20 protein-coding genes are annotated in these 24,799 nt (G+C 64.5%); 14 read left to right on the top strand and 6 right to left on the bottom strand.

Going from position 1 to position 24,799, the window contains the following annotated elements; translation table 11 throughout:
• Positions 1-2 precede the first annotated feature (2 nt).
• The 5 genes from AC0L3P_RS09580 (at position 3) to AC0L3P_RS09560 (ending at position 7,062) form a co-directional block, all read left to right on the top strand.
• Positions 3-2,708, top strand: a complete 2,706-nt coding sequence (locus AC0L3P_RS09580; RefSeq protein WP_473301714.1) for a nitrate reductase — start codon at positions 3-5, stop codon at positions 2,706-2,708.
• A 299-nt stretch (positions 2,709-3,007) separates the two neighbouring features.
• On the top strand, positions 3,008-3,910 hold the full coding sequence (locus AC0L3P_RS09575; RefSeq protein ID WP_473301794.1) for an SMP-30/gluconolactonase/LRE family protein: 903 nt from the start codon (positions 3,008-3,010) through the stop codon (positions 3,908-3,910).
• Between the two features lie 45 nt (positions 3,911-3,955).
• Positions 3,956-4,795: an aldo/keto reductase gene (locus AC0L3P_RS09570; RefSeq protein WP_473301713.1), complete on the top strand. Its 840-nt coding sequence runs from the start codon at positions 3,956-3,958 to the stop codon at positions 4,793-4,795.
• A 185-nt stretch (positions 4,796-4,980) separates the two neighbouring features.
• Entirely contained in the window at positions 4,981-5,922 is a 942-nt protein-coding gene (locus AC0L3P_RS09565; RefSeq protein ID WP_084777319.1) for a DMT family transporter, read from the top strand.
• Between the two features lie 60 nt (positions 5,923-5,982).
• The gene (locus tag AC0L3P_RS09560; protein WP_473301712.1) at positions 5,983-7,062 is read left to right on the top strand and encodes a zinc-binding dehydrogenase; all 1,080 of its coding nucleotides are present in this window, start codon (positions 5,983-5,985) and stop codon (positions 7,060-7,062) included.
• Between the two features lie 4 nt (positions 7,063-7,066).
• Here the strand turns inward: AC0L3P_RS09560 and AC0L3P_RS09555 are convergent, their stop codons facing one another.
• Entirely contained in the window at positions 7,067-7,528 is a 462-nt protein-coding gene (locus AC0L3P_RS09555; RefSeq protein ID WP_018457080.1) for an Lrp/AsnC family transcriptional regulator, read from the bottom strand.
• A gap of 133 nt (positions 7,529-7,661) precedes the next feature.
• Here AC0L3P_RS09555 and AC0L3P_RS09550 point away from each other — a divergent pair, with 133 nt between their 5' ends.
• Positions 7,662-10,025 carry a transketolase gene (locus tag AC0L3P_RS09550; RefSeq protein ID WP_473301711.1) on the top strand — a complete coding sequence of 788 codons (2,364 nt, stop codon included), beginning with the start codon at positions 7,662-7,664 and terminating at the stop codon, positions 10,023-10,025.
• Positions 10,026-10,320: 295 nt separating this feature from the next.
• The gene (locus AC0L3P_RS09545; RefSeq protein WP_354056581.1) at positions 10,321-11,751 is read left to right on the top strand and encodes an aldehyde dehydrogenase family protein; all 1,431 of its coding nucleotides are present in this window, start codon (positions 10,321-10,323) and stop codon (positions 11,749-11,751) included.
• A 173-nt stretch (positions 11,752-11,924) separates the two neighbouring features.
• On the opposite strand, the gene AC0L3P_RS09540 is transcribed toward AC0L3P_RS09545, so the two are convergent.
• Complete coding sequence (locus AC0L3P_RS09540) at positions 11,925-12,905, bottom strand: SMP-30/gluconolactonase/LRE family protein (protein WP_473301710.1); 981 nt, start codon at positions 12,903-12,905, stop codon at positions 11,925-11,927.
• Between the two features lie 91 nt (positions 12,906-12,996).
• Here AC0L3P_RS09540 and AC0L3P_RS09535 point away from each other — a divergent pair, with 91 nt between their 5' ends.
• On the top strand, positions 12,997-13,821 hold the full coding sequence (locus tag AC0L3P_RS09535; RefSeq protein ID WP_473301709.1) for an NAD-dependent epimerase/dehydratase family protein: 825 nt from the start codon (positions 12,997-12,999) through the stop codon (positions 13,819-13,821).
• Between the two features lie 39 nt (positions 13,822-13,860).
• Here the strand turns inward: AC0L3P_RS09535 and AC0L3P_RS09530 are convergent, their stop codons facing one another.
• Positions 13,861-15,132 carry an MFS transporter gene (locus AC0L3P_RS09530; RefSeq protein WP_473301708.1) on the bottom strand — a complete coding sequence of 424 codons (1,272 nt, stop codon included), beginning with the start codon at positions 15,130-15,132 and terminating at the stop codon, positions 13,861-13,863.
• Between the two features lie 298 nt (positions 15,133-15,430).
• On the opposite strand from AC0L3P_RS09530, the gene AC0L3P_RS09525 reads away from it, so the two are divergent.
• Positions 15,431-15,844, top strand: coding sequence for a hypothetical protein (locus tag AC0L3P_RS09525; RefSeq protein WP_473301793.1), 414 nt, complete (start codon positions 15,431-15,433; stop codon positions 15,842-15,844).
• Between the two features lie 40 nt (positions 15,845-15,884).
• On the opposite strand, the gene AC0L3P_RS09520 is transcribed toward AC0L3P_RS09525, so the two are convergent.
• Positions 15,885-16,568 carry a GntR family transcriptional regulator gene (locus AC0L3P_RS09520; RefSeq protein WP_473301707.1) on the bottom strand — a complete coding sequence of 228 codons (684 nt, stop codon included), beginning with the start codon at positions 16,566-16,568 and terminating at the stop codon, positions 15,885-15,887.
• A 176-nt stretch (positions 16,569-16,744) separates the two neighbouring features.
• On the opposite strand from AC0L3P_RS09520, the gene AC0L3P_RS09515 reads away from it, so the two are divergent.
• The 4 genes from AC0L3P_RS09515 (at position 16,745) to AC0L3P_RS09500 (ending at position 21,603) form a co-directional block, all read left to right on the top strand.
• Positions 16,745-18,475: an IlvD/Edd family dehydratase gene (locus AC0L3P_RS09515; RefSeq protein WP_473301706.1), complete on the top strand. Its 1,731-nt coding sequence runs from the start codon at positions 16,745-16,747 to the stop codon at positions 18,473-18,475.
• Between the two features lie 62 nt (positions 18,476-18,537).
• Positions 18,538-19,533, top strand: coding sequence for a TRAP transporter substrate-binding protein (locus tag AC0L3P_RS09510; RefSeq protein ID WP_473301705.1), 996 nt, complete (start codon positions 18,538-18,540; stop codon positions 19,531-19,533).
• A 151-nt stretch (positions 19,534-19,684) separates the two neighbouring features.
• Entirely contained in the window at positions 19,685-20,266 is a 582-nt protein-coding gene (locus tag AC0L3P_RS09505; protein ID WP_354056565.1) for a TRAP transporter small permease, read from the top strand.
• Positions 20,263-21,603 carry a TRAP transporter large permease gene (locus AC0L3P_RS09500; protein WP_354207159.1) on the top strand — a complete coding sequence of 447 codons (1,341 nt, stop codon included), beginning with the start codon at positions 20,263-20,265 and terminating at the stop codon, positions 21,601-21,603. The genes AC0L3P_RS09505 and AC0L3P_RS09500 overlap by 4 nt, the downstream gene beginning before the upstream one ends.
• Before the next feature lie 17 nt (positions 21,604-21,620).
• Here AC0L3P_RS09500 and AC0L3P_RS09495 read toward each other — a convergent pair whose 3' ends face one another.
• Positions 21,621-22,415 carry an enoyl-CoA hydratase/isomerase family protein gene (locus AC0L3P_RS09495; RefSeq protein ID WP_473301703.1) on the bottom strand — a complete coding sequence of 265 codons (795 nt, stop codon included), beginning with the start codon at positions 22,413-22,415 and terminating at the stop codon, positions 21,621-21,623.
• Positions 22,416-22,642: 227 nt separating this feature from the next.
• Between AC0L3P_RS09495 and AC0L3P_RS09490 the strand changes: the two genes are divergently transcribed.
• On the top strand, positions 22,643-23,863 hold the full coding sequence (locus tag AC0L3P_RS09490) for an NAD(P)/FAD-dependent oxidoreductase (protein WP_473301702.1): 1,221 nt from the start codon (positions 22,643-22,645) through the stop codon (positions 23,861-23,863).
• Here AC0L3P_RS09490 and AC0L3P_RS09485 read toward each other — a convergent pair whose 3' ends face one another.
• Positions 23,864-24,781 carry a ribokinase gene (locus tag AC0L3P_RS09485; RefSeq protein ID WP_473301701.1) on the bottom strand — a complete coding sequence of 306 codons (918 nt, stop codon included), beginning with the start codon at positions 24,779-24,781 and terminating at the stop codon, positions 23,864-23,866. It lies immediately after the preceding gene.
• Between the last annotated feature and the right edge of the window lie 18 nt (positions 24,782-24,799).

The raw sequence follows: 24,799 nt of genomic DNA, 5'->3' as shown, positions 1-24,799 counted from the left end.
ATATGACGGCGATCGATCCCACGCTCCGCGCCACCAAGACGACCTGTCCGTATTGCGGCGTCGGCTGCGGCGTGCTGGCGACGCCAGACGGCAAGGGCGGCGCGGCGATCGCGGGCGATCCCGATCATCCAGCCAATTTCGGCCGGCTGTGCTCCAAGGGCTCGGCGCTGGGCGAGACCGTCGGGCTGGAAAGCCGGCTGCTCTATCCGATGATCCGCTGCAAGGGCGTGCTCGAACGAGTCGCCTGGAGCGATGCGCTCGATCACGTCGCCCACCGCATGCAGCACATCGTCGCGCGCGACGGCGCCGACGCGGTCGCATTCTATCTCTCCGGCCAGCTCCTGACCGAGGACTACTACGTCGCCAACAAGCTGATGAAGGGCTTTGTCGGGACGGCGAACGTCGACACCAATTCGCGGCTTTGCATGTCGTCCTCGGTCGCCGGTCACCGCCGCGCCTTCGGCGCCGACACCGTGCCCGGTTGCTACGAGGATCTCGACCAGGCCGATCTTCTGGTGTTCGTCGGCTCGAATGCCGCCTGGTGCCATCCCGTGCTGTTCCAGCGCATGTTGAAGAACCGTGGGGAGCGCGGCGCCCGCATGATCGTGATCGATCCGCGCCGCACCGACACCGCGACCGACGTCGATCTGTTCCTGGGCCTCAAGCCCGGCACCGACACGGCGCTGTTCTCCGGCCTGTTCGTTTACCTTGCCGACAATGGTGCTTTGGATCAGGACTACATCGCGCAAAACACGTCGGGCTTTGACGACGCGCTGGCGCGCGCACGCAGCATCGCCGGCGGCGTCACCGCGACCGCACTCGCCACGGGCCTTTCCGAGCAGGACGTTGCCACCTTCTTCAAGATGTTCCGTGACACGCCCCGCGTCGTCACGCTGTACTCGCAAGGTGTCAATCAGTCGGCGCAGGGCACCGACAAGGTCAATGCGATCCTGAACTGCCATCTCGCCACGGGCCGCATCGGCAAGCCCGGCGCCTCGCCGTTCTCGCTCACCGGCCAGCCCAACGCGATGGGCGGCCGCGAGGTCGGCGGCCTCGCCAACCAGCTCGCCGCACACATGAACTTCACGCCACCGGACATCGATCGCGTGCGGCGGTTCTGGAAGGCGCCGCGCATCGCCACCCATGAAGGGTTGAAGGCGGTGCAGCTGTTCGAAGCCATCAACCGCGGCGAGGTCAAGGCGCTGTGGGTGATGGGCACCAACCCCGCAGTGTCGCTGCCCGACGCGGATTTCGTGCGCGAGGCGCTGAAGAAGCTCGAGCTGTTCGTGGTCTCCGAGAACGTGCTCTCCAACGACACCGTCGATGCCGGTCCGCACGTGCTGCTGCCCGCGCTCGCCTGGGGTGAGAAGTCGGGCACCGTGACCAATTCCGAGCGCCGCATCTCGCGCCAGCGCTCGTTCCTGCCGGCGCCCGGCGAGGCGCGGCCGGACTGGTGGATCCTGAGCGAAACCGCAAAACGCCTCGGCTTCGGCGACAGTTTTGGCTACAAATCCGCCGCCGACATCTTCCGCGAGCACGCCGCGCTCTCGGCGTTCGAGAACGATGGTAGCCGCGACTTCGATATCGGCGCGCTGACCTCGCTCTCCGACGACGCCTTCGACGCCTTGAAGCCCGTGCAGTGGCCCGCGCGCGAAGGCGGGGCGCCCGGCGAGCGCTTCTTCGCGGCCGGCGGCTTCTTCACCAACGACGGCAAGGGCCGCTTCGTCGCGCCGGAAGTGCCGGCGCTGCGTGGCGAGACCGGACCGTCGCGGCCGCTGCGGCTCAATACCGGACGCATCCGCGACCAGTGGCACACCATGACGCGCACGGGCCTCAGCCAGCGGCTCGGCGCGCATCTGCCCGAGCCGTTCGTCGAGGTCCATCCCGATGACGCCAACAAATACAACATCGTCCATGACGGCTACGCCCGCATCACCACCGACCATGGCCAGTGCCTTCTGAAGGCCGTCGTCAGCGATCGGCAGCAGCGCGGCTCTCTGTTCGCGCCGATCCACTGGAGTGCGATGAACGCCTCGCACGGTCGCGTCGGGGCGCTGGTCGCACCGTTCACTGATCCGTTCTCGGGGCAGCCGGAGTCCAAGGCGACACCGGCGGCGATCGCGCCCTATGAATACGTCTTCCGCGGCTTTGCGCTGTCGCGCAAGCAGCTGGAGCTGCCGCCGAACCTGATGTGGACCCGCGTCACTGTTGCCGGCGGCTTCGGCTATCTCTTCGCCGACAATGCCGACCTGTCGCGCTGGCCGGCCTGGCTCAGCGGCGTTGCCGGCCAGGACGTCGCCGATTATCGCGACTTCGGCGGCGGCGTTTTTCGCGCGGCTTCGTTTGATGGCGATCGCATCGAGACCTGTCTGTTTGTCGGCCCCGCGCATGATGCCGGCGACTGGGAGGTGGTGAAGAGCCTGTTCGTGGCCGACCATGTCACCGACGAGCAGCGGCGCATGTTGTTGTCCGGCAAATCGAGCGAAGGCGCCGCCTCGACCGGGCCTGTCGTCTGCGCTTGCTTCGGCGTCGGCCGCGGCACCATCTGCGACACCATCGCCGCAGGCGCGCGCACAGCCGCCGAGATCGGCGCAAAGCTCAAGGCCGGCACCAATTGCGGCTCCTGCATCCCAGAGCTGAAGCGCCTGATCGCGACGACGGAGGTGGCTCCGGCAAAGCAGGCCAAGCGCGCGGGCGCGGCGGGGTAGGCGCGACTTTCTCGGTCGTCGCCGCATACTCCGCCGTCATCGCCCGGCTTGACCGGGCGATCCAGTACGCCGAGACGCCTGTGATCCAGCGGAGAGGCCACGGCGTACTGGATTCCCCGCTTGACACCTACGCTAAAGCTTCGGCGCCTCTGGACCTCAACCCCGGCGAAGCCTTGGCGTAGCCGGGTCGCGGGGAATGACAGCGAGGCCGGGGCGCTATGCCTCGGCCCAATCGACGCACGTCCCATTGTGCCCTATGGTGCCGCGCTCTCCCATCAACAACGACAAAAACAACAATGATGTACCTGGAAACGCCCCCGCGCCTGATCGAGACCAGGCTCTTCTCCGCCATGCCCGACAAATTCCGCCGCAAGGGCGAGCGCACCGATTGGGCCGATGCCAACCGGCCGGATGTGCCGACGGACTCCTTCATCGAGGGGCCGTCGTTTGACAGGGATGGCAATCTCTACATCGTCGACATTCCCTTCGGCCGCATCTTCCGCATCGCGCCTGATGGCGAGTGGTCGCTGGCGATTGAATATCAGGGCTGGCCGAACGGACTGGAGATCGCGGCCGACGGCCGTATCCTGGTCGCCGACTACAGGCACGGCATCATGGAGTTCGACGCCAAGGCAGGGCGCATGGCGCCGGTGCTGACGGCGCGCAATTCGGAATCATTCCGCGGCTGCAACGACCTGCATCTCGCTTCCAACGGCGACATCTATTTCACCGACCAGGGGCAGACCGGCCTGCATGACCCCAGCGGCCGCGTCTATCGCCTGACGCAAAGCGGCCGGCTCGATTGCCTTGTTAACACCGGTATCAGCCCGAATGGTCTGGTGCTCGATCCAACCGAGACCGTGCTGTTCGTCGCGATGACGCGCGACAACGCGGTGTGGCGGTTGCCGTTCATGAAGGACGGCAGCGTGTCGAAGGTCGGCCGCTTCTGCTCGCTGTTCGGCACCAGCGGCCCCGATGGCATGACCATGGATGCCAAGGGCCGGCTGTTCGTCGCTCACGCCTCGCTCGGCCACGTCTTCGTGTTCGCGCCCAACGGCGAATTGGTTGCGCGGGTCAAGTCGTGTGCAGGGCCGAATTGCACCAATGTCGCAATTGGAGGCGCGGACAAAGATCGGCTCTACATCACGGAGTCTGCAACCGGTAGCGTATTGGTCGCTGACATCGGCGTATTGAACTCTTGAGCTCGATGGCGGTTGCCTGAGCGAACGAGCGGTATCGGAGCATATATGAACACGAAACCTTTCGGCAAAACCGGCGACAGCCTCTCCGTCATCGGGCAGGGCACCTGGTATCTCGACCATGGCGACCGCAAGCGCGCGGTCACGGCGCTGCAGCGCGGGCTCGATCTCGGCATGACCCACATCGACACCGCCGAGATGTATGGCGATGCCGAGCTCGTCATCGCCGATGCGATCGCGGGCCGACGCGACGAGGTGTTCCTCGTGTCAAAGGTGCTGCCGAGCAATGCCTCGCGCCGCGGAACCATCACCGCCTGTGAGCGCTCGTTGAAGCGGCTGAAGACTGACCGACTCGATTGCTATCTGCTGCACTGGCGCGGCTCGTATCCGCTGGAGGACACCGTCGCCGCATTCGAGGAACTGGTGAAGGCCGGCAAGATCAAATCCTGGGGCGTCTCCAATTTCGATGCCGATGATCTCGACGAGATGCTCGACGCTGCCGGCGAAGGCCGCATCGCCTGCAATCAGGTGCTCTATCATCTGAAGGAACGCGCGATCGAGCACGCGGTGATCCCGTGGTGCGAACAGCATGGTGTCGCCGTGGTCGCCTATTCGCCGTTCGGCCACGACGATTTCCCCGCGAGCAACAGCAAGGGCGGCGCGGTGCTGGCGCGCATCGCTGAGGCGCGTCGCGCGACGCCGCGTCAGGTCGCGCTGAGCTTCCTCACCCGTGCGACTACGGTGTTCACGATCCCGAAGGCCTCGTCCGCGGAACATGCCGGCGAAAACGCCGCGGCCGGCGATGTCGTGCTGACGAAAGACGAGATTGCGGCGCTTGATGCGGCGTTTCCGCGCGGTCCGAAGCCGCGCGGCCTGCCCATGCTGTAGTGCACAAACGCCTATTATTAATGGAGTCTTGACGCGCGCGGACGTGAGCGCATATCGGCATCCTGTTTTCGGAAGTTGTGAAAGCGGCGCAATTATCGTTTTTTACGATCATTCCCGATTCGCATTTCTAGGTTCCAGCCGTGACCCCGCCGCCCGCCGCAGCCGCAAGGCTCGACAGTATTCCCATGTCCATGCCGGAAAAGAAGCCGCAGGCGCGCCGCGCGCCGGCGCGCGTCGATCATCCCTTCAAGGGCATCGCGCTGGTGCTGCTGTCGACGATCTTTCTCGGTTGCTCCGATGTCACCGCGAAATATCTCTCGTCGAGCCTGCCGTCGATCGAGATCACCTGGATTCGCTTCGTGACATTCGCGCTGATGTTCACGCCGGTGATGCTGCCGGGCTCGCCGCTTCATGCCATGCGCACCGAGCGCCTCGGCCTGCAGTTGATGCGCGGCGCGGCATTGCTCGGCTCTTCGCTGTTCTTCATCACCGGCCTGAGCTTCCTGCCGATCGCGGAAGCGTCTGCGACCGGCTTCGTCTCGCCGCTGTTCGTCACCGCGCTCTCGATCGTCTTCCTGAGCGAGAAGGTCGGTATGCGCCGCTGGATCGCGACCGCGATCGGCCTGACCGGCGTGCTGATCATCCTGCGCCCGGGCTCCAGCGCGTTTCACGCCGCCGCGTTCTTCCCGATCGTTTCGGCGTTCTGCTGGGCCGCGGCGCTGATTCTGACGCGCATGATGAGCGGGCGTGAAGCCGTCCTCACCACAATGGCCTATTCGGCGCTGACGGGCGTTGCGATCCTCTCTCTGATGGTACCGTTCGTCTGGGTCACGCCGACCTGGACCGCGATCGGGCTTGGCATCGTGATCGGCGTCGCCTCCACCGTCGGCCAGTGGATCATCGTGCTGGCCTATCGTTACGGCGATGCCTCGGTGCTGGCGCCGTTCTCCTACACGCAGTTGCTGTGGGTCAGCATTCTCGGCTTCTTCCTGTTCGGCGAAGTGCCTGATGTCTGGACCGTCACCGGTGCAGCCTTCATCGTCGCCAGCGGCCTCTACATCGCCCATCGCGAGCGCATCCGCCGCGCCCAGCTCCTGATCATGGAAGAGCGTTCCCCGAACCCCTGACGCAAGTTCGCGCGTCCCGCTTCGTGCTATCAACGCCTCCAACAACAAGGGAGGAGCCGGATGCGCGCTGCGATTTTCAGGAACGGTGAGATTGTCGTCGACCGTATGGCCGAGCCGAAGCCCGGTCCAGGCCAGGTGCTGGTCAAGACGCTCGCCTGCGGCATCTGCGGCTCGGACCTGCACGCGCGCCAGCACGCCCATCGCATGGTGGAGATGGCGCGGAAGACCGGCCGCAAGCCGATGGACCTCGCCCGCGACGTCGTGTTCGGCCATGAGTTCTGCTGTGAGGTCGTCGATTATGGCCCGGGCACTGTGCGCAAGCTCAAGCCGGGCACGCGCGTCTGCTCGCTGCCCGCCCTGGTGACGCCGCAGGGAATCGAGGGCATCGGCTATTCCAACGACAATATTGGCGGCTATGCCGAGGCGATGCTGCTGAGCGAAGCACTGCTGCTCGAAGTGCCCAACGGTCTTGCGCCGGAGCATGCCGCGCTCACCGAACCGCTCGCGGTCGGCGTTCACGCCGTCGCCAAGGCCAACATCCGTGGCGGCGAGGTGCCGCTCGTGATCGGCTGCGGCCCGGTCGGGCTGGCGGTGATTGCGGCGCTGAAGCTCAAGGGCCTGCATCCGATCGTCGCCGCCGACTATTCGCCGGCGCGGCGCGCGCTTGCGGCAAAACTCGGTGCCGATATCGTCGTGGATCCCAGGGTGTCGCAGCCCTATGCGACCTGGGCCGAGCATGCGCAAATGTCGGATGCGGAGAAGGCGGCGCGCCCGCCGTTGCAGGCGATGCTGCCCGCGCTGAAGCCCGCGATCATCTTCGAATGCGTCGGCGTGCCCGGTCTGTTGCAACAGGTGTTCGAAGGCGCGCCGCGCGATGCGAGGATCGTCGTGGTCGGCGTCTGCATGGAGACCGACAGGAGCGAGCCCATGCTCGGGATCATGAAGGAGCTCAATGTCCAGTATGTGCTCGGCTACACGCCGGACGAATTCGCGGCGTCACTGCGCCTGATCGCGGAAGGGCAGGTGGATGCGGCGGCGATGGTGACGGCGGAAGTCGGCATCGACGGCGTCGCAAAGGCTTTCGCCGATCTCGCCAATCCTGAGGCCCACACCAAGATCATCGTGCAGCCATGGCGATGATCCCTTACACCGGCAGCGCGATCGAGTACTTCACCTGGCTGAGCGCAAAGCTCGACTCGATCGAGGCGATGCCGTCGAGCCGGGTCAGCTTGGTCTTCAGGAAAGTCTCATAGGAGGCGAGGTCGGCCGCGACCACGCGCAAGAGATAGTCGCGGTTGCCGGTCATCAGATAGCATTCCAGCACCTCGTCCCATTTCGAGATCGCCCGTGCGAAGCGGTTGAGATCCTCCTCCTTCTGCCGCGCCAGCTTGATCGAGATGAAGACGCTGACATGCAGCCCCAGCGCCTTCTGGTCGACGGTCGCGATGTAGCGCGAGATGACGCCGCGTTCCTCCAAAAGCTTGACCCGGCGATGGCAGGGCGACACCGACAGCCCGACCTTATCGGCGAGTTCCTGCATGGTCAGCCGGCTGTCGTTCTGGAGGTAGCTGAGGATTTTGCGGTCGATGGCGTCGAGGTCGGGCATTGGGATGAACCTGTCGTTTTTGGCGAGTTGTTGGTAATCTATCCCGATACTGACCGGTATTGCGCGAATAATTGAGAAGTTTGGCGCTTCCCGCGGGGGTATCATCGGGCACCTGTTTTCCGGGAGCATTGCCATGCCCGTTGATACCGCCCGCCTCGACACATTGACCGCGCTCGCCCGTAAGGCGCTGTGGCTGTCGTCATGGACCATCCATCACGCCAATCACATCCGCTCGAATGCAGACGGCCTGAAGGTCGGAGGACATCAGGCCTCGTCGGCCTCGCTCGCCACCATCATGTCGGCGCTGTATTTCCACGTGCTGAAACCCGAAGATCGCGTCGCGGTGAAGCCGCATGCGAGCCCGGTGTTCCACGCCATCCAATATCTGTTCGGCCGGCAGAGCCGCGAGAAGCTGGAGAATTTTCGTGGCTTCAAGGGTGCGCAGTCCTACCCCTCGCGCACCAAGGACGTCGACGACGTCGATTTCTCCACCGGCTCGGTTGGCCTCGGCGTCGCGCAGACGCTGTTCGCCTCGCTGGTGCAGGACTACGTCAAGGCGCATGGCTGGATGAAGGATCGCCGCGTGGGGCGCATGATTGCGCTGGTCGGCGACGCCGAGATGGACGAGGGCAACATCTTCGAGGCGCTGGCGGAAGGCTGGAAGCACGGGCTGCGCAACACCTGGTGGGTGGTCGACTACAACAGGCAGTCGCTGGACGCCGTCGTCCGCGAGGGTCTGTGGGAAAAGTTCGAGACCGTGTTCCGCAATTTCGGCTGGGACGTGGTGATCGTGAAATACGGCCGGCTGATGCGCGAGGCCTTTGCGGAAGCTGGCGGCGAGGCGTTGAAGCGTTGGATCGACAATTGCCCGAACGCGCTCTACGCCGCGTTGTGTTTCCAGGGCGGCGCGGCGTTCCGCAAACATCTTCACGACGAAATCGGCGATCAGGGCCCCATCACCAAGCTGATCGACAAGCGCAGCGACGACGAATTGCTGGCGCTGATGTCGAACCTCGGCGGCCATGACATGGCGAGCATGCTGGACGCCTTCGAATCCATCGATCACGATCGCCCGGTCTGCTTCATCGCCTACACCATCAAGGGCGTCGGCCTGCCGTTCCAGGGCCACAAGGACAATCACGCCGGCCTGATGACGGTCGCGCAGATGGAGAAATATCGCGACAGCCAGAACATCCGGCCCGGACACGAATGGGACAGATGCGAGGGTCTCGCCCAAAGTGCCGCCGAGCTCGATGCCTTCCTCGCGGGCGTGCCGTTCAACCAGGACGGCCGCCGGCTCACCGCGCCTGTGATCGAGGTGCCGTCGCAGCTCGCCTTCAAGCCGGCGCCGCAGATGTCGACCCAGCAGGGTTTTGGGCTGGTGCTGAACGAGATCGCGCGCGGGGACAGCGAGCTCGCCAAGCGCATCGTGACGACATCGCCTGACGTCACCGTCTCGACCAATCTCGGTCCGTGGGTGAACCGGCGCGGCCTGTTTGCGCGCGGCGAGAAGGCGGACTTATTCCGCAGCGAGAAAATTCCGTCCACCTTCAACTGGGACTTCTCGCCCAAGGGCCAGCATCTCGAACTCGGCATCGCCGAGATGAACCTGTTCATCATGCTCTCGGCGCTGGGCCTGTCGCACCAGATCAATGGCGAGCGGTTGCTGCCGGTCGGCACGCTCTACGATCCCTTCATCGAGCGCGGTCTCGATGCGCTGAACTATGCCTGTTACCAGGATGCCCGGTTCATGGTGGCGGCAACGCCGTCGGGCATCACGCTGGCGCCCGAAGGCGGCGCGCATCAGTCGATCGCAACGCCTCTGATCGGCATGGCGCAGGACGGCCTCGCCTCGTTCGAGCCGGCCTTCGTCGACGAGCTCGCCGTGATCATGGGGTGGGGTTTCAACCACATGCAGCGCGATCCGGGCGAGGGCGGCTCGGTCTATTTGCGGCTCTCGACGCGCAGCATCGAGCAGGCGCAGCGGATCATGACGCCCGAGCTCGCACAGGGCATCACCGACGGCGCCTATTGGCTGCGCAAGCCGGGCCCTAACGCCGAAGCCGTCATCGCCTATACCGGCGCGGTCGCGCCGGAAGCGATCGAGGCGACTGGCTTCATCGGCGAGAGCCGGCGCGACATCGGCCTGCTCGCGATCACGTCCGCGGATCGTCTGCATGCGGGGTGGACCGCCGCACGGAAATTGCGCCGTGATCGGCGCGGCGTGCAGCATCTCAGCCACATCGAAAAACTGCTCGCGCCGCTGCCGCGCGACTGCGGCATCGTGACCGTGATCGACGGCCATCCGGCGGCGCTCGGCTGGCTCGGCAGCGTCCGCGGCCATCGCGTCGAGGCGCTCGGCGTCGAGCAGTTCGGGCAGACCGGCACTATCGCCGACCTCTACCGCCACCACGGCATCGACGCCAACGCCATCATCGATGCGGCCGAAAGCCTCACCACCGGCGCGCCGGTGCTGCATCGGAAGATGGCTGTTTAGTTCTCGGTCGTCGTCCTGGCCTAGTGCGCAATTGCGCACGGGGGGCCAGGACCCATACGCCGCGGCAGTTGTTGCAGGCGGCAGACGCCAGAGCAAACTAACTGGCCCTTGTGGTAATGGGTCCTGGCTTTCGCCAGGACGACGTCCATGGCCACCTTGCCTCGCTCCCGCCATCGGCTCATATAACCTCCGTCCGCCGCAACGCTGGCCCCGCATATGGCGGGTTCAATTGCCGGCGCTTTCGTGCAAGGATGCCTGCCGAAACGCCCCCCAAGCCCCCAAGAAGAGGTTCACTATGGTCAATCGCATGCAATTCTACATCGACGGCGCCTGGGTCGATCCCGCCGTCAAGAAGTCCACCGCCGTGGTCAATCCGGCGACGGAAGAGACGATGTACGAGGTTGCGCTGGGCTCCAAGGCCGACGTTGACAAAGCCGTTGCCGCCGCCAAGCGCGCGTTCGTGACGTTCTCCCAGACCAGCCGTGACGAGCGCGTCGCGCTGCTCACCAAAGTCATCGAGATCTACAAGGGCCGTCTCAAGGAGATCGGCGCTGCCGTCTCCGACGAAATGGGTGCGCCGCTGCCGATGGCGGAGAAGCTCCAGGCCGGCGCTGGTCTCGGCCACCTCATGACCACGCTCGACGTGCTCAAGAACTATCATTTCGAGGAACCGGTCGGCACCGCCATGGTGCTGCGCGAGCCGGTCGGCGTGGTCGGCATGATCACGCCCTGGAACTGGCCGCTCAACCAGATCGCCTGCAAGGTCGCGCCCGCGCTCGCCGCCGGCTGTACCATGATCCTGAAGCCGTCGGAGTTCACCCCGACCTCGGCGCTGATCTTCGCGGAAATCCTCCATGAAGCCGGCGTGCCGAAGGGCGTGTTCAACCTCGTCAACGGTCTCGGCCCCGAGGTCGGCGCTGCAATGAGCGAGCATCCCGACATCGACATGATCTCGTTCACCGGCTCGACCCGCGCCGGTATCGACGTGGCCAAGCGTGCGGCACCTACCGTGAAGCGCGTCAGCCAGGAGCTCGGTGGCAAGTCGCCGAACGTCATCCTCGAAGGCGCCGACCTCACGAAGGCGGTGACCGGTGGCGTGATGCACATGTTCAACAACTCCGGCCAGTCCTGCAACGCGCCCTCGCGCATGATCGTGCCGGCCTCGAAGATGAAGGAAGTCGCCGCGATCGCGAAGGCTGTCGCCGACAAGACCAAGGCGGGCGATCCGCGCGCCGAAGGCACCACCATCGGTCCCGTGGTCAACCGCGGCCAGTGGGACAAGATCCAGGGCCTGATCAAGAAGGGCATCGACGAGGGCGCAACGCTCGTGTCGGGCGGCCCGGGCCTGCCCGAGGGCGTCAACAAGGGCTTCTATGTCCGCCCGACCATCTTCGCCGATGTCACCCCCGACATGACGATTGCGCGTGAAGAGATCTTCGGACCGGTGCTGACCATCATCGGCGCCAAGGACGAAGCCGAGGCCGTGCACATCGCCAACGACACGCCCTATGGGCTTGCCGGCTATGTCACCGGTGCGTCCGTCGAGGACGCCAAGCGCGTCGGTCGTCAGATCCGCGCCGGCAACGTCAATCTGCAGGGCGTGCCCAACGACCGCTCTGCGCCGTTCGGCGGCTACAAGCAGTCCGGCAACGGCCGCGAGTGGGGCAAGTACGGCCTCGAGGACTTCCTCGAAGTGAAGGCGGTTGCGGGCTTCAACGCGGCGTAGGTTTTAGCGCCTTAGTAAACATGACGCCGGAGCGGGAAACCGCTCCGGCGTTTTTGTTCTATCTTTCGTCATTGCGAGGAGCGTACCGACGAAGCAATCCAGGCTGCCTCCGCGGAAAGATTCTGGATTGCTTCGCTTCGCTCGCAATGACGAGAGGCGTGACGGCGGCGAAACTATCCCCCCACCGCGCCTTGCGTGTTCACATACAGCGCGTAGATCGATTGGCTCGCGGCCATGAACAGGCGGTTGCGCTTGACGCCGCCGAAGCAGAGATTGGCGCAGCGCTCGGGCAGCGCGATGCGGCCGATCATGACGCCGTCGGGCGCGAACACCACGACCCCGTCGAGCTCGGGATCGCCCATGCCCCAGCCGCACCAGAGATTCCCGTCGATGTCGCAGCGCATGCCATCAGGCGTGCCCGGGCCTGCGTCGATGAAGACGCGCTTGTTCGAGATCGTGGTGCCGTCCGCCGAGACGTCATAGGCGAGGATCTTGCGGTTTGGCACGCCGCGTGATTCCACGACGTAGAGGATTTTCTCGTCCGGCGAGAAGCACAGCCCGTTCGGCCCGAGCACGCCTTCGGCGACGATGGTCGCCTTGCGGGTTGTGGGGTCGAGCCGGTAGACGTTCGGATCAATTTCCGGCTCGGCCTTGTAGCCCTCGTAGTTGCCTAACAGGCCGAAGGTCGGATCGGTGAACCAGATCGCGCCGTCGGACTTCACCACGACGTCGTTCGGCGAGTTGAGCTGCTTGCCGCCGAACGAGTCCATCAGCACGGTGATGTTGCCGTCATATTCGGTGCGGGTCACGCGTCGCCCGCCATGCTCGCAGGTGACGAGCCGGCCCTGGCGATCCCTGGTGTTGCCGTTGGCGAAATTGGAGGGCTTGCGGAACACGCTGACGGCGCCGGTCTCCTCCTCCCATTTGACAATGCGCTGGTTGGGGATGTCGCTGCACAGGAGATAGCGCCCGTCGCCGAACCACACCGGACCCTCGGCCCAGCGCAGGCCGGTCGTCAGCCGCTCCACCGCCGAGAGTTTCAGCCAGTATTTTTCGAAGCGGGGGTCGAGGGCGCGGATCGCTGGATCGGGGTAATAGGTCGCCGGCCGCCAGCCTTGCTGCGATCCTTGGTTCTGGGACGATGCATCGTTCATGTGCAATTCTCGTTGTTGCGTTCCCTCTGTCCAAGTCTGCTAGCATCAGATATCTACGGCCGCAAATCGGTCGCTACATACGAGGACAGACATGCCGCGCATTTTGATGACGGGAGCTTCGGGCGGGATTGGAACGCGTTTGCGACAACTGTTGCCGCCGATCTATCCGGACCTGCTGCTCAGCGACATCCGCCCGCCGGCCGATCTCGGCCCCAACGAGCAATTCAAGGCGGCGGACCTCTCTGACTTGGCGCAGTGCGAGGCGATCTGCGAGGGCGTCGACGGCATCATCCATTTCGGCGGCTATTCGGTCGAAGGGCCCTGGAACGACATCCTCCAGGCCAACATCATCGGCGGCTATAATCTGTTCGAGGCCGCGTACCGCAAGGGCGTCAAGCGCGTGGTGTTCGCCTCGTCGAACCATGCCGTCGGATTCTACCCGCGCCACCACAAGATCGGCACCGACGTGACCCCGCGCCCGGACGGTCGCTATGGCGTCAGCAAGGTGTTCGGCGAAGCGGTCGGCGCGCTCTATGCCGACAAGCATGGCCTGAAGGTGACTTGCCTTCGCATTGGCAATTTCGGGGACGTGCCGCTGGACCTTCGCCGGATCTCGATCTGGCTGAAGCCGGAAGATCTGGTGCAGCTCTGCCAGATCGGGCTCGAGCATCCCGACATTCATTTCGAGGTGTTCTACGGCGTGTCCCTGAACGAGCGCGCCTGGTGGGACAATCACCGCGCCTACGAGTTCGGCTACCGCCCGACGGGGCGCTCCGAGGACCACGTGGCGCATGCGATGGCGGAGCAGGCCAAGCTGAAGCCCGATCCGGTCGGCGATTACTATCAGGGCGGCGCGTTCTGCAGCAACGAGTTCGACGGCGACACAAGTCGCATCATCGATTGGACCAAGCGGTAAGGCGCATTCGCAAATGTAGGGGGCGTCGGGGTCGACGCCCTAGACCACGCGTTTGCCGGCCTGGGCCGCGATGGGCCGCTGCACGAAATACATCAGGATCAGGGAAATCACCGCCGTCGTCACGACGACGTATCCCAGCCGGTCGAAATGCCGGAGCGTACCGTCGGCCTCTTGCGCAATGAGCGCGGCGGCGAGCACGGAGCCGAGCCCGCCGGAGAGCTGTTGCAGCGACGCGCCGACCGCGCTGAAGGAGCCGCGTTGTGCCGGCTCGGGGATTGCGGAAATCAGCGCCTGTGACGGAATCATGCGGGAGAAAATGCCGACGAACATCAGGACATTGACCAGGATCGCGACCGTCAGGCTCACCTCGCCGAGATGGGTGTAGATCAGCACCATGACGATGGACATCGCGCTGCCGAAGACGAAGGTGGGGTATTTGCCGAAGGCATCGCTCGCGCGTCCCACCAATGGTCCGATGACAATGCTGAACAGGCCGGAGACGAGATAGATCGTCGGCAGATGCACGATATCGATGCCGAGATTATGCACGGTGTAGGCGCTGCCGAACGGCATCAGCATGTAGCCGCCGGTCGCCAGCAGGGTCGTTACCGAAAACGCCATCCAATAACGCGGCTGCGAGACCGTCGCGATCAGATGCCGGAACGGATTTCTATCCTGCTTCAGCCCGAGATGGCCGTTCACCGGCTTCATCAGGAACATCACGGCGGCCATCCCGATCACCGACAGGCCGACCAGTGCGCCGAACGCGACGTGCCAGTTCCACTGGTTGGCGAGGAAAAGACCCGCCGGGATGCCCAGCACCTGGCTCGCGGCGAAGGCGGTTTGCACGAAACCCATGACGCGGCCGCGCAATTGCAGCGTAAACAGATCGGTCACGATAGCGAGTACGACCGAGCCGATCACGCCGCCGAACAGGCCGGTCACGATCCGCCCCAGCAGCAACAGATGATAGTTGGGCGCGATCGCGCACAGCGCCGTGCCAAGGGTAAAGCCGGCATAGAAGAACAACAGCAGCCGCTTGCGATCGAACCGGTCAGCAAAGCCGGCCGCCAGGATGCCGGAAATGCCCGCGCTGAACGCATAGGCCGAGACCGCCACGCCGAACTGAGCGGCCGAAATATCGAGCGCCGGCATCATGATGGCGCCGAGCGGCGACATGATCATGAAGTCGATGATGATCGTGAATTGGACCAGCGCCAGCAGCGCAACGAGGATCGCCTGGTAGCGCGAGAAGCCGCGGGATAGCTCTTGCCGCTGGTCGATCGGCTCGGTCAGGATTTGTTCGGTCATGCCATTTCAGTCGGGGAGGGGTACGGGGAAGAACGTGCGATTCGCCGCTGGGCGCCGGTCCTATCTATTTCCGGCGGCGCGCTATTTCGATGGGTTGACAAAAGGTTTTGATGGCAATCTCGACGCGGTGCCTCGGTTCACTGAGAACGAGCGCATGCAAGGGCTGAGCTTTGGCTTGGCCGCCCTGCCCATTGATCTACGTCAACCATGCCTTCGGCATTTGGTTCTCGATCGGCGCGATCGCATCGGCAACCGGTGCCTCGATTACGGTTCGATTGCGGCAGCGCGAGTCAGGACAATGAAAATCAAATTGCCAGCCGTCGTACTGCTCGCGTTGATCATGTCGGGCCCGGCGCGAGCCGCGATGCTCAGCGACGCCGAGGCGATGTTTCTCGACCAGCTTGTCACCGCGTCCGCGGTGCTCGAACAACGATGCGTCGGCTACGAGGTCAATGGTGCCGGCAGTGTCCAGCTCGGCGCCCGACTTCTCGGCAGCACGGATGCCGCGATGGCGATGATCGACGCCTATGCTGCGGCCATCAAGGCCCGCGATGGCGAGACCTCCGATCCCGGCAAATTCCGCCTCGAGGTGTCCGACGCGGCCGTCAAAGCGTTCAGGCGTGTCCGGGCGGACCTGATCAGAGACCCGAAAGGCGCCTGCGCTGACTATGGCGATACCAGCGTGGAGCGCGGCCTGCTGAGACGATATTGAGCGCCCGTTTTGACCTGCCACGGGCGGATGGACAAAAGCGCTAGCGCTCAGCCTCACCCGCAATCCGCGCCAGATAGTCCATCTTGCTGAATCGCATATGGTCGACACAGAGCTGCGCCAGCGCCCAGCTGTCGCGGCCTTTCAACAGCTCGATCATCAACTCGTGCTGGCGCCGTGATTGCGCGAGGCCGTCTTGGTCGGCGAGGTTCTTGGCGCGCATTGGCAGCGTGAGGTTCATGTAGTCCTGGAGCGAGCGCACCAGATAGGGATTGCCGCAGGCCGAGAACAGCGCGAGGTGGAAGGCGTCGTTGGCTTCGTGAATGCCGCGCAGGTCCTGCAAATCCGCTCTCGCGCAATATTGCCGTTGCAACGCGGAGAGCTCGTCGATCAGGCCTTGCTGTGCGGGCAGGGGGATCATCAGCGCCGCCTGTCGCGTCAGCATCTCACGCACCTCGTAGATCTGCCGCACCTCTTCGGCCGAATAGAAACGCACGGTGGCGCCGACATTCTTCTCGCGGCGGACGATGCCGCGGCGCTCCGCATCCACCAGCGCCTGGCGTACGAAGTGCCGCGAGGTACCGTAAGCCGACATCAGCGCGTCCTCGGTCAGGCGCGCGCCGGGCGCGAGGCGGCCGAAGATGATGTCCTCCTCGAGCCGCGCGACGATGTCGTCCGGATCGTCGCGCCGGACCGTCATGGCGTCTGCGGTGTGAGTGTCGGACATGCCCTCGGCCTCCCGGCGCCTGGCCGGTACGTCCTGTGGAGCAGGGAAGGCTGGGATTGTCAATAATCTGGTCATTTACCAGTGCGGCGATCCGGAAAATGGCAGGTTTGGCGTCTGCCTTATTGACAATCAAGGGGTAGGATGTACGACAATGACCCGGTAATGGGAGTGGTGTGATGACGAGTGGGTTGCGCAAAGGGCTGACGAGCTACGGCGATGCCGGCTTCTCGCTATTCCTGCGCAAGGCGTTCATCAAGGCCATGGGCTATTCCGATGACGCGCTGGAGCGCCCGATCGTCGGCATCACCAATACCTACAGCGACTACAATCCTTGCCATGGCAACGTCCCGCAGATCATCGAGGCCGCCAAGCGCGGCGTGATGCTGTCGGGCGCGATGCCGTTCGTGTTCCCGACCATCTCGATCGCCGAAAGCTTTGCGCATCCGACCTCGATGTATCTGCGCAATCTGATGGCGATGGATACCGAGGAGATGATCCGCGCGCAGCCGATGGATTCGGTGATCGTGATCGGCGGCTGCGACAAGACGCTGCCGGCGCAGGTGATGGCCGCAATCAGCGCCGACCTGCCGACGGTGGTCATTCCCGTTGGCCCCATGGTGGTTGGTCATCACAAGGGCGAGGTGCTGGGCGCCTGCACCGATTGCCGCCGTCTCTGGGGCAAGTATCGCGCGGGCGAAATGGACGATGCCGAGATCGAGGCGGTCAACGGCCGACTCGCGCCGTCGGTCGGCACCTGCATGGTGATGGGCACGGCCTCGACCATGGCCTGCATGATCGAAGCCATGGGTCTGTCGCTACCGATGAGTGCGACCATTCCCGCGCCGCATGCGGAGCGCTTTCGGCTCGCCGAGGCGAGCGGCCGGGTGGCCGCCGAGATGGCCAAGACCAAGGGTCCGAAGCCGAGCGAATTGCTGACGCCTGCATCTTTCAAGAACGCGCAGGTCGTGCTCCAGGCGATCGGCGGCTCGACCAACGGGCTGATCCATTTGACCGCGATGGCACATCGCTCGCCGCACCGGCTCGATCTTGGGGTGTTCGACCAGATCGGCCGCGAGGTGCCGGTGCTGATCGATCTCAAGCCGTCCGGCGAGCATTACATGGAGCACTTCCATCACGCTGGCGGCGTGCCGAAGCTGCTGGCGCAGCTGGGCGATCTCGTCGATCTCGATGCGAAGACGATCACGGGCGAGAGCCTGCGCGATGTCGTCGCGAATGCGGAAGACGTGCCCGGCCAGGACGCGATCCGCCCGCGCGACAATCCGATCAAGAAGGAAGGCGGCCTCGCCGTCCTGCACGGTAACCTCGCTCCGCGCGGCGCGGTCATCAAGCAGTCGGCTGCAAGCCCAAAGCTGCTGCAACACACGGGCCGTGCGGTGGTGTTCGAATCCGTCGAGGACATGACGCTCCGGGTTGACGATCCCGATCTCGACGTCACCGCCGACGATGTGCTGGTGCTGCGCAATGCCGGGCCGAAGGGCGCGCCTGGCATGCCCGAGGCGGGCTATCTGCCGATCCCGAAGAAGCTCGCGCGCGCCGGCACCAAGGACATGGTGCGCATTTCCGACGCGCGCATGAGCGGCACCGCGTTCGGCACCATCGTTCTGCACATCACGCCGGAATCCGCCGTCGGCGGGCCGCTGGCGCTGGTGATGAACGGCGACATGATCCGGCTCGACGTCGCCAAGCGCAGCATCGAGCTTCTGGTGGATGCGGCCGAGCTGGAACGGCGCCATGCCTCATTGAAGCCGGCAGCCGCTCCCGACGAGGCGCGGCGCGGCTACGCCTGGCTCTTCAACGAGACCATCATGCAGGCCGACGAGGGCTGCGATTTCGATTTCATGCAGAGGACTGGGAAGCCGACTGAGCAGAAAACTAAGAGAGGGTGACGAGCCACCCGGAAGCGTAGCCCAGACCGCATAAGCGGCGGGCGTTAAAACAGGGGGAAACGATGATTGCACGATCCATGCTTGGGCTGGCGGCAACGGCCGCGATCCTGTTCGTCACGGGCGCATCGGCGCAGGAGGTGAAGCATTATCGCTTTGCCTACGACCAGCCGCGCAACACCGGCTATTCCATCGCGGGCGACCTCTTTGCCGAAAAGCTCAAGGAATTGAGCAAAGGCACCATGATCATCGATCAATATCCGGGCGCGCAGCTCGGACAGGAGCCGCAGGTACTCCAGCTCGTGAAAGCGGGCGACGTCGAATTTGCGATCATCTCCTCGGCGAACACCGCGACGATTTCGCCGCAAGCAGGCGTGATGTCGTTGCACTTCCTGTTCCGCGACGAGAACCACGTGGTCAAGGGTCTGGCCGATCCAAAGGTGTTCGAGGCGCTCAAGACCATGATCGACGAGACCACGCAGGGCCTGCATGTGATCGCGACCGGCTCGCAGGGCGTGCGCCACATGTACTCCAAGAAGGAGATCCACAATGTCGGCGACATCAAGGGCCTGAAGATCAGGGTGCAGGCGACCGCGACCGAGGACACCATGTTCCCGGCCTACGGCGCCCAGACCGTGCACATGCCGTTCGGCAGCGTCTACACGAGCTTGCAGACCGGCGTCGTCGACGTCGCCGAGAACAGCATCAACGTCTACCTCGTCAACAAGCACTACGAGGTCGCGCCGGTCCTGAACATCACCGAGCACGAGGCCAACAACGCGCTGGTGTTCATCTCCGACAAGCTCTGGCAGAGCCTGTCGGCCGAGCAGAAAGGTTGGGTGCAGGCGGCGGGGAACGAGGTCAGCTCCAAGGAGCCGCAGAAGGCCTTCGACCTCGAACGCACCGCGGCAGAGAAGTTGAAGAAGATGGGCGTGAAGATCGTCGACAACGTCGACAAGAAGACCTTCACGGCGGTCGCCGATCCCTATCTCGACAACCTCGCCAAGGAGCTCGGCCCGCACGCCGAGAAGATCAAGGATTTGATCCGCTCGATTAATTAGGCCCCCCGGGAATGTCCGTGCCTCCACGAGTCGTCCCGGCGAAGGCCGGGACCCATACGCCGCGGCGAAGCTTGGGGCAGGATAGCCGCCAGCTTGCTTTGACCACACGCAGCTGGGGGTATGGGTCCCGGCCTTCGCCGGGACGACATTAATGACCATCGCCGACAAACTGCTGGTGCAGCGCCAACGTCACCTCAAATGGCGCGGGCTTGACTGGCTCGAGCTTGCGCTGATGATCCTCTGCGGCGTGCTCTGCTTCGGCTTCTCGCTGTCGGTGACCGCCGACATCGTCACCCGCACCATCGGCCATCCCTGGTTGTGGCTCCAGGAAGTGACCTCGACGTTGTTCGTCTACGCCATCTTCGTCGGGACGGCGGCTGCGACCCGGCGCAACGACCATCTCTATCTCACCGCGATCTCCGAGGCGATGCACGGCACGCCGCGTCTGATCGTCGAGATCATCATCCGGATCGTGGTGCTCGGCGTCGCCTTCTGCCTGATCTGGTACGGCTATCAGAACTATCTTCGCGGCTTCGGCAGTTTTCGCCTGCCGTCGGGCACGCCGATCGCCTCGCTCTACGCGATCATTCCGCTGTCGGGCGTGCTGGTCGGTCTTTTCACCATCGAGCAGCTCGTCAACGGTCTGCGCAACGGCTTTGACCATCCCGAGCCGCTGGAGGAGGACGATGGGGCTCCTGTCATCAGCGACGTACAGATGAGGGCGCAGCCGTGAGTGCACCCATTGTTCTGGCCTTGATGACGGTCTGCTTCCTCTCTTTCGGCTATCTCGGCGTGCCCGTGCCGTTCTCGCTATTGGCCGGCGTCTTCATCGGCGCGCTGCTGTCGGACGTCTCGCTCGCCGCAATCATCCAGAAGGTGTTTGACGGCGTCGATTCCGAGGCACTGCTGGCGATCCCGTTCTTCCTGCTAGTCGGCGAGCTCATGAGCTCGGCCAATGTGGTGGTTCGAATAGCCAATCTCTCGGTGTCCCTCGTTGGCCACATCAGAGGTGGCCTGTCGCAGGTCGTAGTCGTCTTCAGCATGTTCTTCTCGGAAATGTCGGGTTCGACCACTGCCGATGTCGCGGTGATGAGCCGCGCGCTGGGCGGCCCGATGAAGCGCGAGGGCTACGAGCCCGCCTTCATCGCCGCCATCATCGCATCCGCCTCGACGATTGCGGCGCTGGTGCCGCCGAGCATCACCGCTGTGGTCTATGGCGCCGTCGGCAACGTCTCGATCGCCGGCCTGTTCATGGCAGGCGTCGTGCCGGGCCTGATGATCGGCTTCGGATTGATGATCTACTGCTATTTCTTCGGCCCGTCCGGCCTGCGCAAGCCGCGCGCCCCGCTGCGGCAGGTGGTGTTTGCGGCCGGCGATGCGGCGCTACCGCTGATGATTCCTGTGATCCTGTTAGGAGGCATTCTGACCGGCTGGTTCACGCCGACGGAAGCCGGTGTCGTGGCCGTGGTCTGGATCGTCGTCGTCGTGATTCCCGCGCTCAACCGCGGGCACATCAGCAAGATCCCATACGATTTCTGCCTCGCGGGCCTGATCTTCTCGCTGCCGTTGATCACGATCGGCGCCGCCAATGCGTTCGGCTGGATGCTCGCCTATTTGCGCGGTGCGAGCTACATCGCCGAAGTCATCACGTCGCTCGCCGGCAACGATCCGCATCTGATCATGCTGTTGATGGTGCTGCTGTTCACGATCGTCGGCGATTTCATCGAGCCGGTGCCGACCATCATCATCTTCATGCCGCTGGTCAACACGCTGACGGAAGCCGGTGACATCAACGCCGTGCATATGGGCGTGGTGCTGATCGCAACGCTGGCCTTCGGCCTGATCACGCCGCCTTACGGGCTGGTGCTGCTGATGGCCTCGAAATTCGTCGGCGTCAGTTTCGCAAAGGCGCTACGCGCCGCGTTGCCGATCTATCTGGTGTTCCTCGGGACGATCGCGTTTGCGATCTACTTCCCGAGCGTGGTGCTGTGGCTGCCGCGGCAAGTGCTCCCCGAATCGGTCGGCTGCTTCAAGTCGCCCGCGGGCACGGGGTACATCTGTCCGCAGTAAGCCTGCTGGAGGGAACGCTACTTGCCCTTGCTGGTGAATTTCTTGACGGCGGTGCGAAACTCCTCCGTGTTCATCGCCATGATGATCTTGTGCTCCTCCGCGTCAAGCTGCTGCTTCACCGGCGTCGTGGCGGCCTGGTAGACCAGCGACTTGGTGCCGGCAATCGCGGCGATCGGGTTCTGCGCCAGCCGCTCGGCGAGAATTCGCGTTGCCGCCTTCAGCTCGGCGGCGGGAACGATCTTCGCAACCAAGCCCCATTCATGGGCCTGCTGCGCGGTGAAATTGTCCTCGGCCAGGAAAATCTGGAGCGCACGGCGGGAGCCGACCGTGTTGACGATGCCGACCGTGGATCCGCCATCCGGCGACACGCCGATCTTGGCATAGGCCGGTGTGAATTTGGCATCCTCCGCAGCGATGCAGAGATCGGTGACGAAGGCGAGACCCATGCCTGCGCCAGCCGCCGAGCCGTGTACGCTGGACAGCGAGATCTTCGGCATACGCCGGATGATCTCGATGAAGGCATGATAGTGCTTCAACAGCTCGCCGACGACAGGCGTCACCGTATTGGCCTCGGCCGCGGCACCGATCGTCTGCAGATCGCCGCCGGCTGAGAAGGCGCGGCCTTCGCCTTCGAGGACTACGACCCGGATGTCGTCGGCACCCTCGATGTATGCCGCGAGCTGTTCGAGCTTTTGTGCAATCGCCAGATTGATCGAGTTGAACGCGGCGGGGCGGTTCAGCGTGATGGTCGCGATCGGGCCGTCGATCCGCAGCAAAGCGGGATCGTCGGGCTGGGAGACGGGAGCGGTCATTGGAAAATCCCCGGCATGAGGTCGTTCGTGCGACTAAATCGCAGAAGGTGAGGGGTGACAATCCCCGCCAGCCGCCCTTGCGCAAGCCGGAACGATAGGCTCAAATGGGCCCGCCTTCGCCAAAGGGACGGACACGAGCGCCGGCTCCTCCTGGGCAAGCAAGCCAAAATCAGCGCGAGAGGAGACGACATGGGTGACGCTCGTGTCTTGCGGAAATGGGCTGTCCGATGACGGATGGTCCGGTGGTCATTATCGGTGCCGGCCATGGCGGCTACCAGGTCGCGGCTTCCCTGCGCCAGGCAGGATTTTCCGCTCCCATCTGCCTGATCAACGACGAGGCGCATCTGCCGTATCAGCGGCCGCCTTTGTCCAAGGCGTACATCAAGGGTTCCGCCGGGCCGGAGAGCCTGATGTTCCGGCCGGAGAAATTCTACCAGGACCAAGCCATCGAGCTGGTCGCGGGCCGCGCCGTGTCGATCGACCGCGCGGGGCGCAAGGTGCTGCTCGCCTCGGGAAGGACGCTGCCCTACGGCCACCTCGTGCTGGCGACCGGCGCGCGCAACCGGCTGCTCGATCTGCCCAATGCCAACCTGCCCGACGTGAAGTATTTGCGGATCCTCGACGAGAGCGAGGCGCTGCGAAAGATCATCCCGTCGAAGACGCGGGTGGTGGTGATCGGCGCCGGCTTCATCGGCCTCGAATTTGCGTCCACCGCGCGCATCAAGGGCCTCGAGGTGGACGTGCTCGAGCTCGCCCCGCGCGTGATGGCGCGCGCGGTGACGGCGGAGGTCTCGGAGTATTTTCAGGCGCGGCATCGCGAGGCCGGCATCCGCATTCACCTCGGCGTGCAGGCAACGTCCATCGAGACGGAAGGTGGCCAGGTCACCGGCGTCTCCCTGAGCGACGGAAGGCATCTGCCGGCCGATCTCGTCGTGGTCGGTGTCGGCGTGCTGCCGAACATCGAGCTCGCGGCGGAGGCGGGGCTGCCGGTCGCGGCCGGTATCATCGTCGACGAATATCTCTCGACGGCCGATCCTGATATCTCGGCGATTGGCGATTGCGCGCTGTTCAACAGCCCGCGCTTCGGCGGATCGCAGCGGCTGGAATCGGTGCAGAATGCCACCGATCACGCGCGCTGCCTCGCGGCGCGGCTGACCGGCGACCGCAAGGCCTATGACAGCCATCCCTGGTTCTGGAGCGACCAGGGCGAGGATAAGCTCCAGATCGCGGGCCTCACCACCGGCTACGACCGCGTCGTGCTGCGCGGCGATCCGGCCAAGAAGGCGTTCTCGGCGTTCTGCTACAAGGGCGACAGTCTGCTTGGCATCGAATCGATCAACCGCGCCGGCGACCACATGTTCGGCCGCCGCCTGTTCGGCCTGGATCGCTCGATCACGCCGGAGCAGGCCGCCGACGAAAGTTTTGACCTGAAGGGCGCGCTGGCGTGATCAGTTCGCATTGACGACGGCGATCACTTCCCCGGCCGTCGGCATCGACGGTCCCGCGCCCATGCGCTGCACGGAGATCGAGGCGGCGGCATTGGCGAAGGCGAGTGCGGCGCGCAAGTCGACGCCTTCGGCAAGTTGCGCCGCGAGCGCTCCCACAAAACAATCGCCTGCGCCTGTGGTGTCGATCGCCTTCACCACGCGGCCTTGCACCGCAATCTCCTCGCGTCCGGCGAGCGCCAGCACGCCGCGCTTGCCGAGGGTCACACAGATGGTCTGGTCCTCGCGCGCCTGAAGTTTTCGCGCGACGTCGAGGATCCGCGCAGCCTCGTCGCTGTCGGACAACTCCACGCCGGCGAGGAGGCCCAGCTCGGTCTCGTTCAGCACGAGGATGTCGACCAGCGCGAGCAATTCGCTCGACATGGTTTGCGCCGGGGCCGGATTGAGCAGCGTCGTGGCTCCCGCGTCGCGAGCCCGCCGGAAGAACGCGGCGATCGTCGGCCGCGGGATCTCGAATTGGCTGACCGCGACATCGCCCTTCGCCAGCGGAACGGCCGCGATATCGTCGATGCCGACCAGCGCATTGCTGCCGGGAATGACGACGATGGTGTTGTCGGCCTCCGCCACCGTGATGATGGCCGTGCCGGTGTGCGCCTCGGCCGTCTCGCGGATGGAGCCGAGATCGATGCCTTGCGCGCCGAGGAACGTCCTCAGCTCACCGCCGAACGAATCCTTGCCGAGCCGGCCGATCAGCGTGGTCCTTGCGCCAAGTCGCGACGCCGCCACCGCCTGGTTGGCGCCCTTGCCGCCCGGGAAATACAGCACCTGCTTGCCGGCAACGGTCTCGCCGATCTTCGGATGGCGATCGGCTGTCGCCACCACATCCATGTTGATGCTGCCGGCGACGAAGACGCGCCCCATGAGAGACCTCGGCGAACG

The organism is Bradyrhizobium sp. WSM4874 (assembly GCF_055811835.1).
This window is presented reverse-complemented; position numbering and strand designations above follow the sequence as displayed.

Coding starts and splice junctions, on each gene's coding strand:
- AC0L3P_RS09580 (WP_473301714.1), top strand. CDS start 3: ATGACGGCGATCGATCCCACGCTCCGCGCCACCAAGACGACCTGTCCG.
- AC0L3P_RS09575 (WP_473301794.1), top strand. CDS start 3,008: ATGTACCTGGAAACGCCCCCGCGCCTGATCGAGACCAGGCTCTTCTCC.
- AC0L3P_RS09570 (WP_473301713.1), top strand. CDS start 3,956: ATGAACACGAAACCTTTCGGCAAAACCGGCGACAGCCTCTCCGTCATC.
- AC0L3P_RS09565 (WP_084777319.1), top strand. CDS start 4,981: ATGTCCATGCCGGAAAAGAAGCCGCAGGCGCGCCGCGCGCCGGCGCGC.
- AC0L3P_RS09560 (WP_473301712.1), top strand. CDS start 5,983: ATGCGCGCTGCGATTTTCAGGAACGGTGAGATTGTCGTCGACCGTATG.
- AC0L3P_RS09555 (WP_018457080.1), bottom strand. CDS start 7,528: ATGCCCGACCTCGACGCCATCGACCGCAAAATCCTCAGCTACCTCCAG.
- AC0L3P_RS09550 (WP_473301711.1), top strand. CDS start 7,662: ATGCCCGTTGATACCGCCCGCCTCGACACATTGACCGCGCTCGCCCGT.
- AC0L3P_RS09545 (WP_354056581.1), top strand. CDS start 10,321: ATGGTCAATCGCATGCAATTCTACATCGACGGCGCCTGGGTCGATCCC.
- AC0L3P_RS09540 (WP_473301710.1), bottom strand. CDS start 12,905: ATGAACGATGCATCGTCCCAGAACCAAGGATCGCAGCAAGGCTGGCGG.
- AC0L3P_RS09535 (WP_473301709.1), top strand. CDS start 12,997: ATGCCGCGCATTTTGATGACGGGAGCTTCGGGCGGGATTGGAACGCGT.
- AC0L3P_RS09530 (WP_473301708.1), bottom strand. CDS start 15,132: ATGACCGAACAAATCCTGACCGAGCCGATCGACCAGCGGCAAGAGCTA.
- AC0L3P_RS09525 (WP_473301793.1), top strand. CDS start 15,431: ATGAAAATCAAATTGCCAGCCGTCGTACTGCTCGCGTTGATCATGTCG.
- AC0L3P_RS09520 (WP_473301707.1), bottom strand. CDS start 16,568: ATGTCCGACACTCACACCGCAGACGCCATGACGGTCCGGCGCGACGAT.
- AC0L3P_RS09515 (WP_473301706.1), top strand. CDS start 16,745: ATGACGAGTGGGTTGCGCAAAGGGCTGACGAGCTACGGCGATGCCGGC.
- AC0L3P_RS09510 (WP_473301705.1), top strand. CDS start 18,538: ATGATTGCACGATCCATGCTTGGGCTGGCGGCAACGGCCGCGATCCTG.
- AC0L3P_RS09505 (WP_354056565.1), top strand. CDS start 19,685: ATGACCATCGCCGACAAACTGCTGGTGCAGCGCCAACGTCACCTCAAA.
- AC0L3P_RS09495 (WP_473301703.1), bottom strand. CDS start 22,415: ATGACCGCTCCCGTCTCCCAGCCCGACGATCCCGCTTTGCTGCGGATC.
- AC0L3P_RS09490 (WP_473301702.1), top strand. CDS start 22,643: ATGACGGATGGTCCGGTGGTCATTATCGGTGCCGGCCATGGCGGCTAC.
- AC0L3P_RS09485 (WP_473301701.1), bottom strand. CDS start 24,781: ATGGGGCGCGTCTTCGTCGCCGGCAGCATCAACATGGATGTGGTGGCG.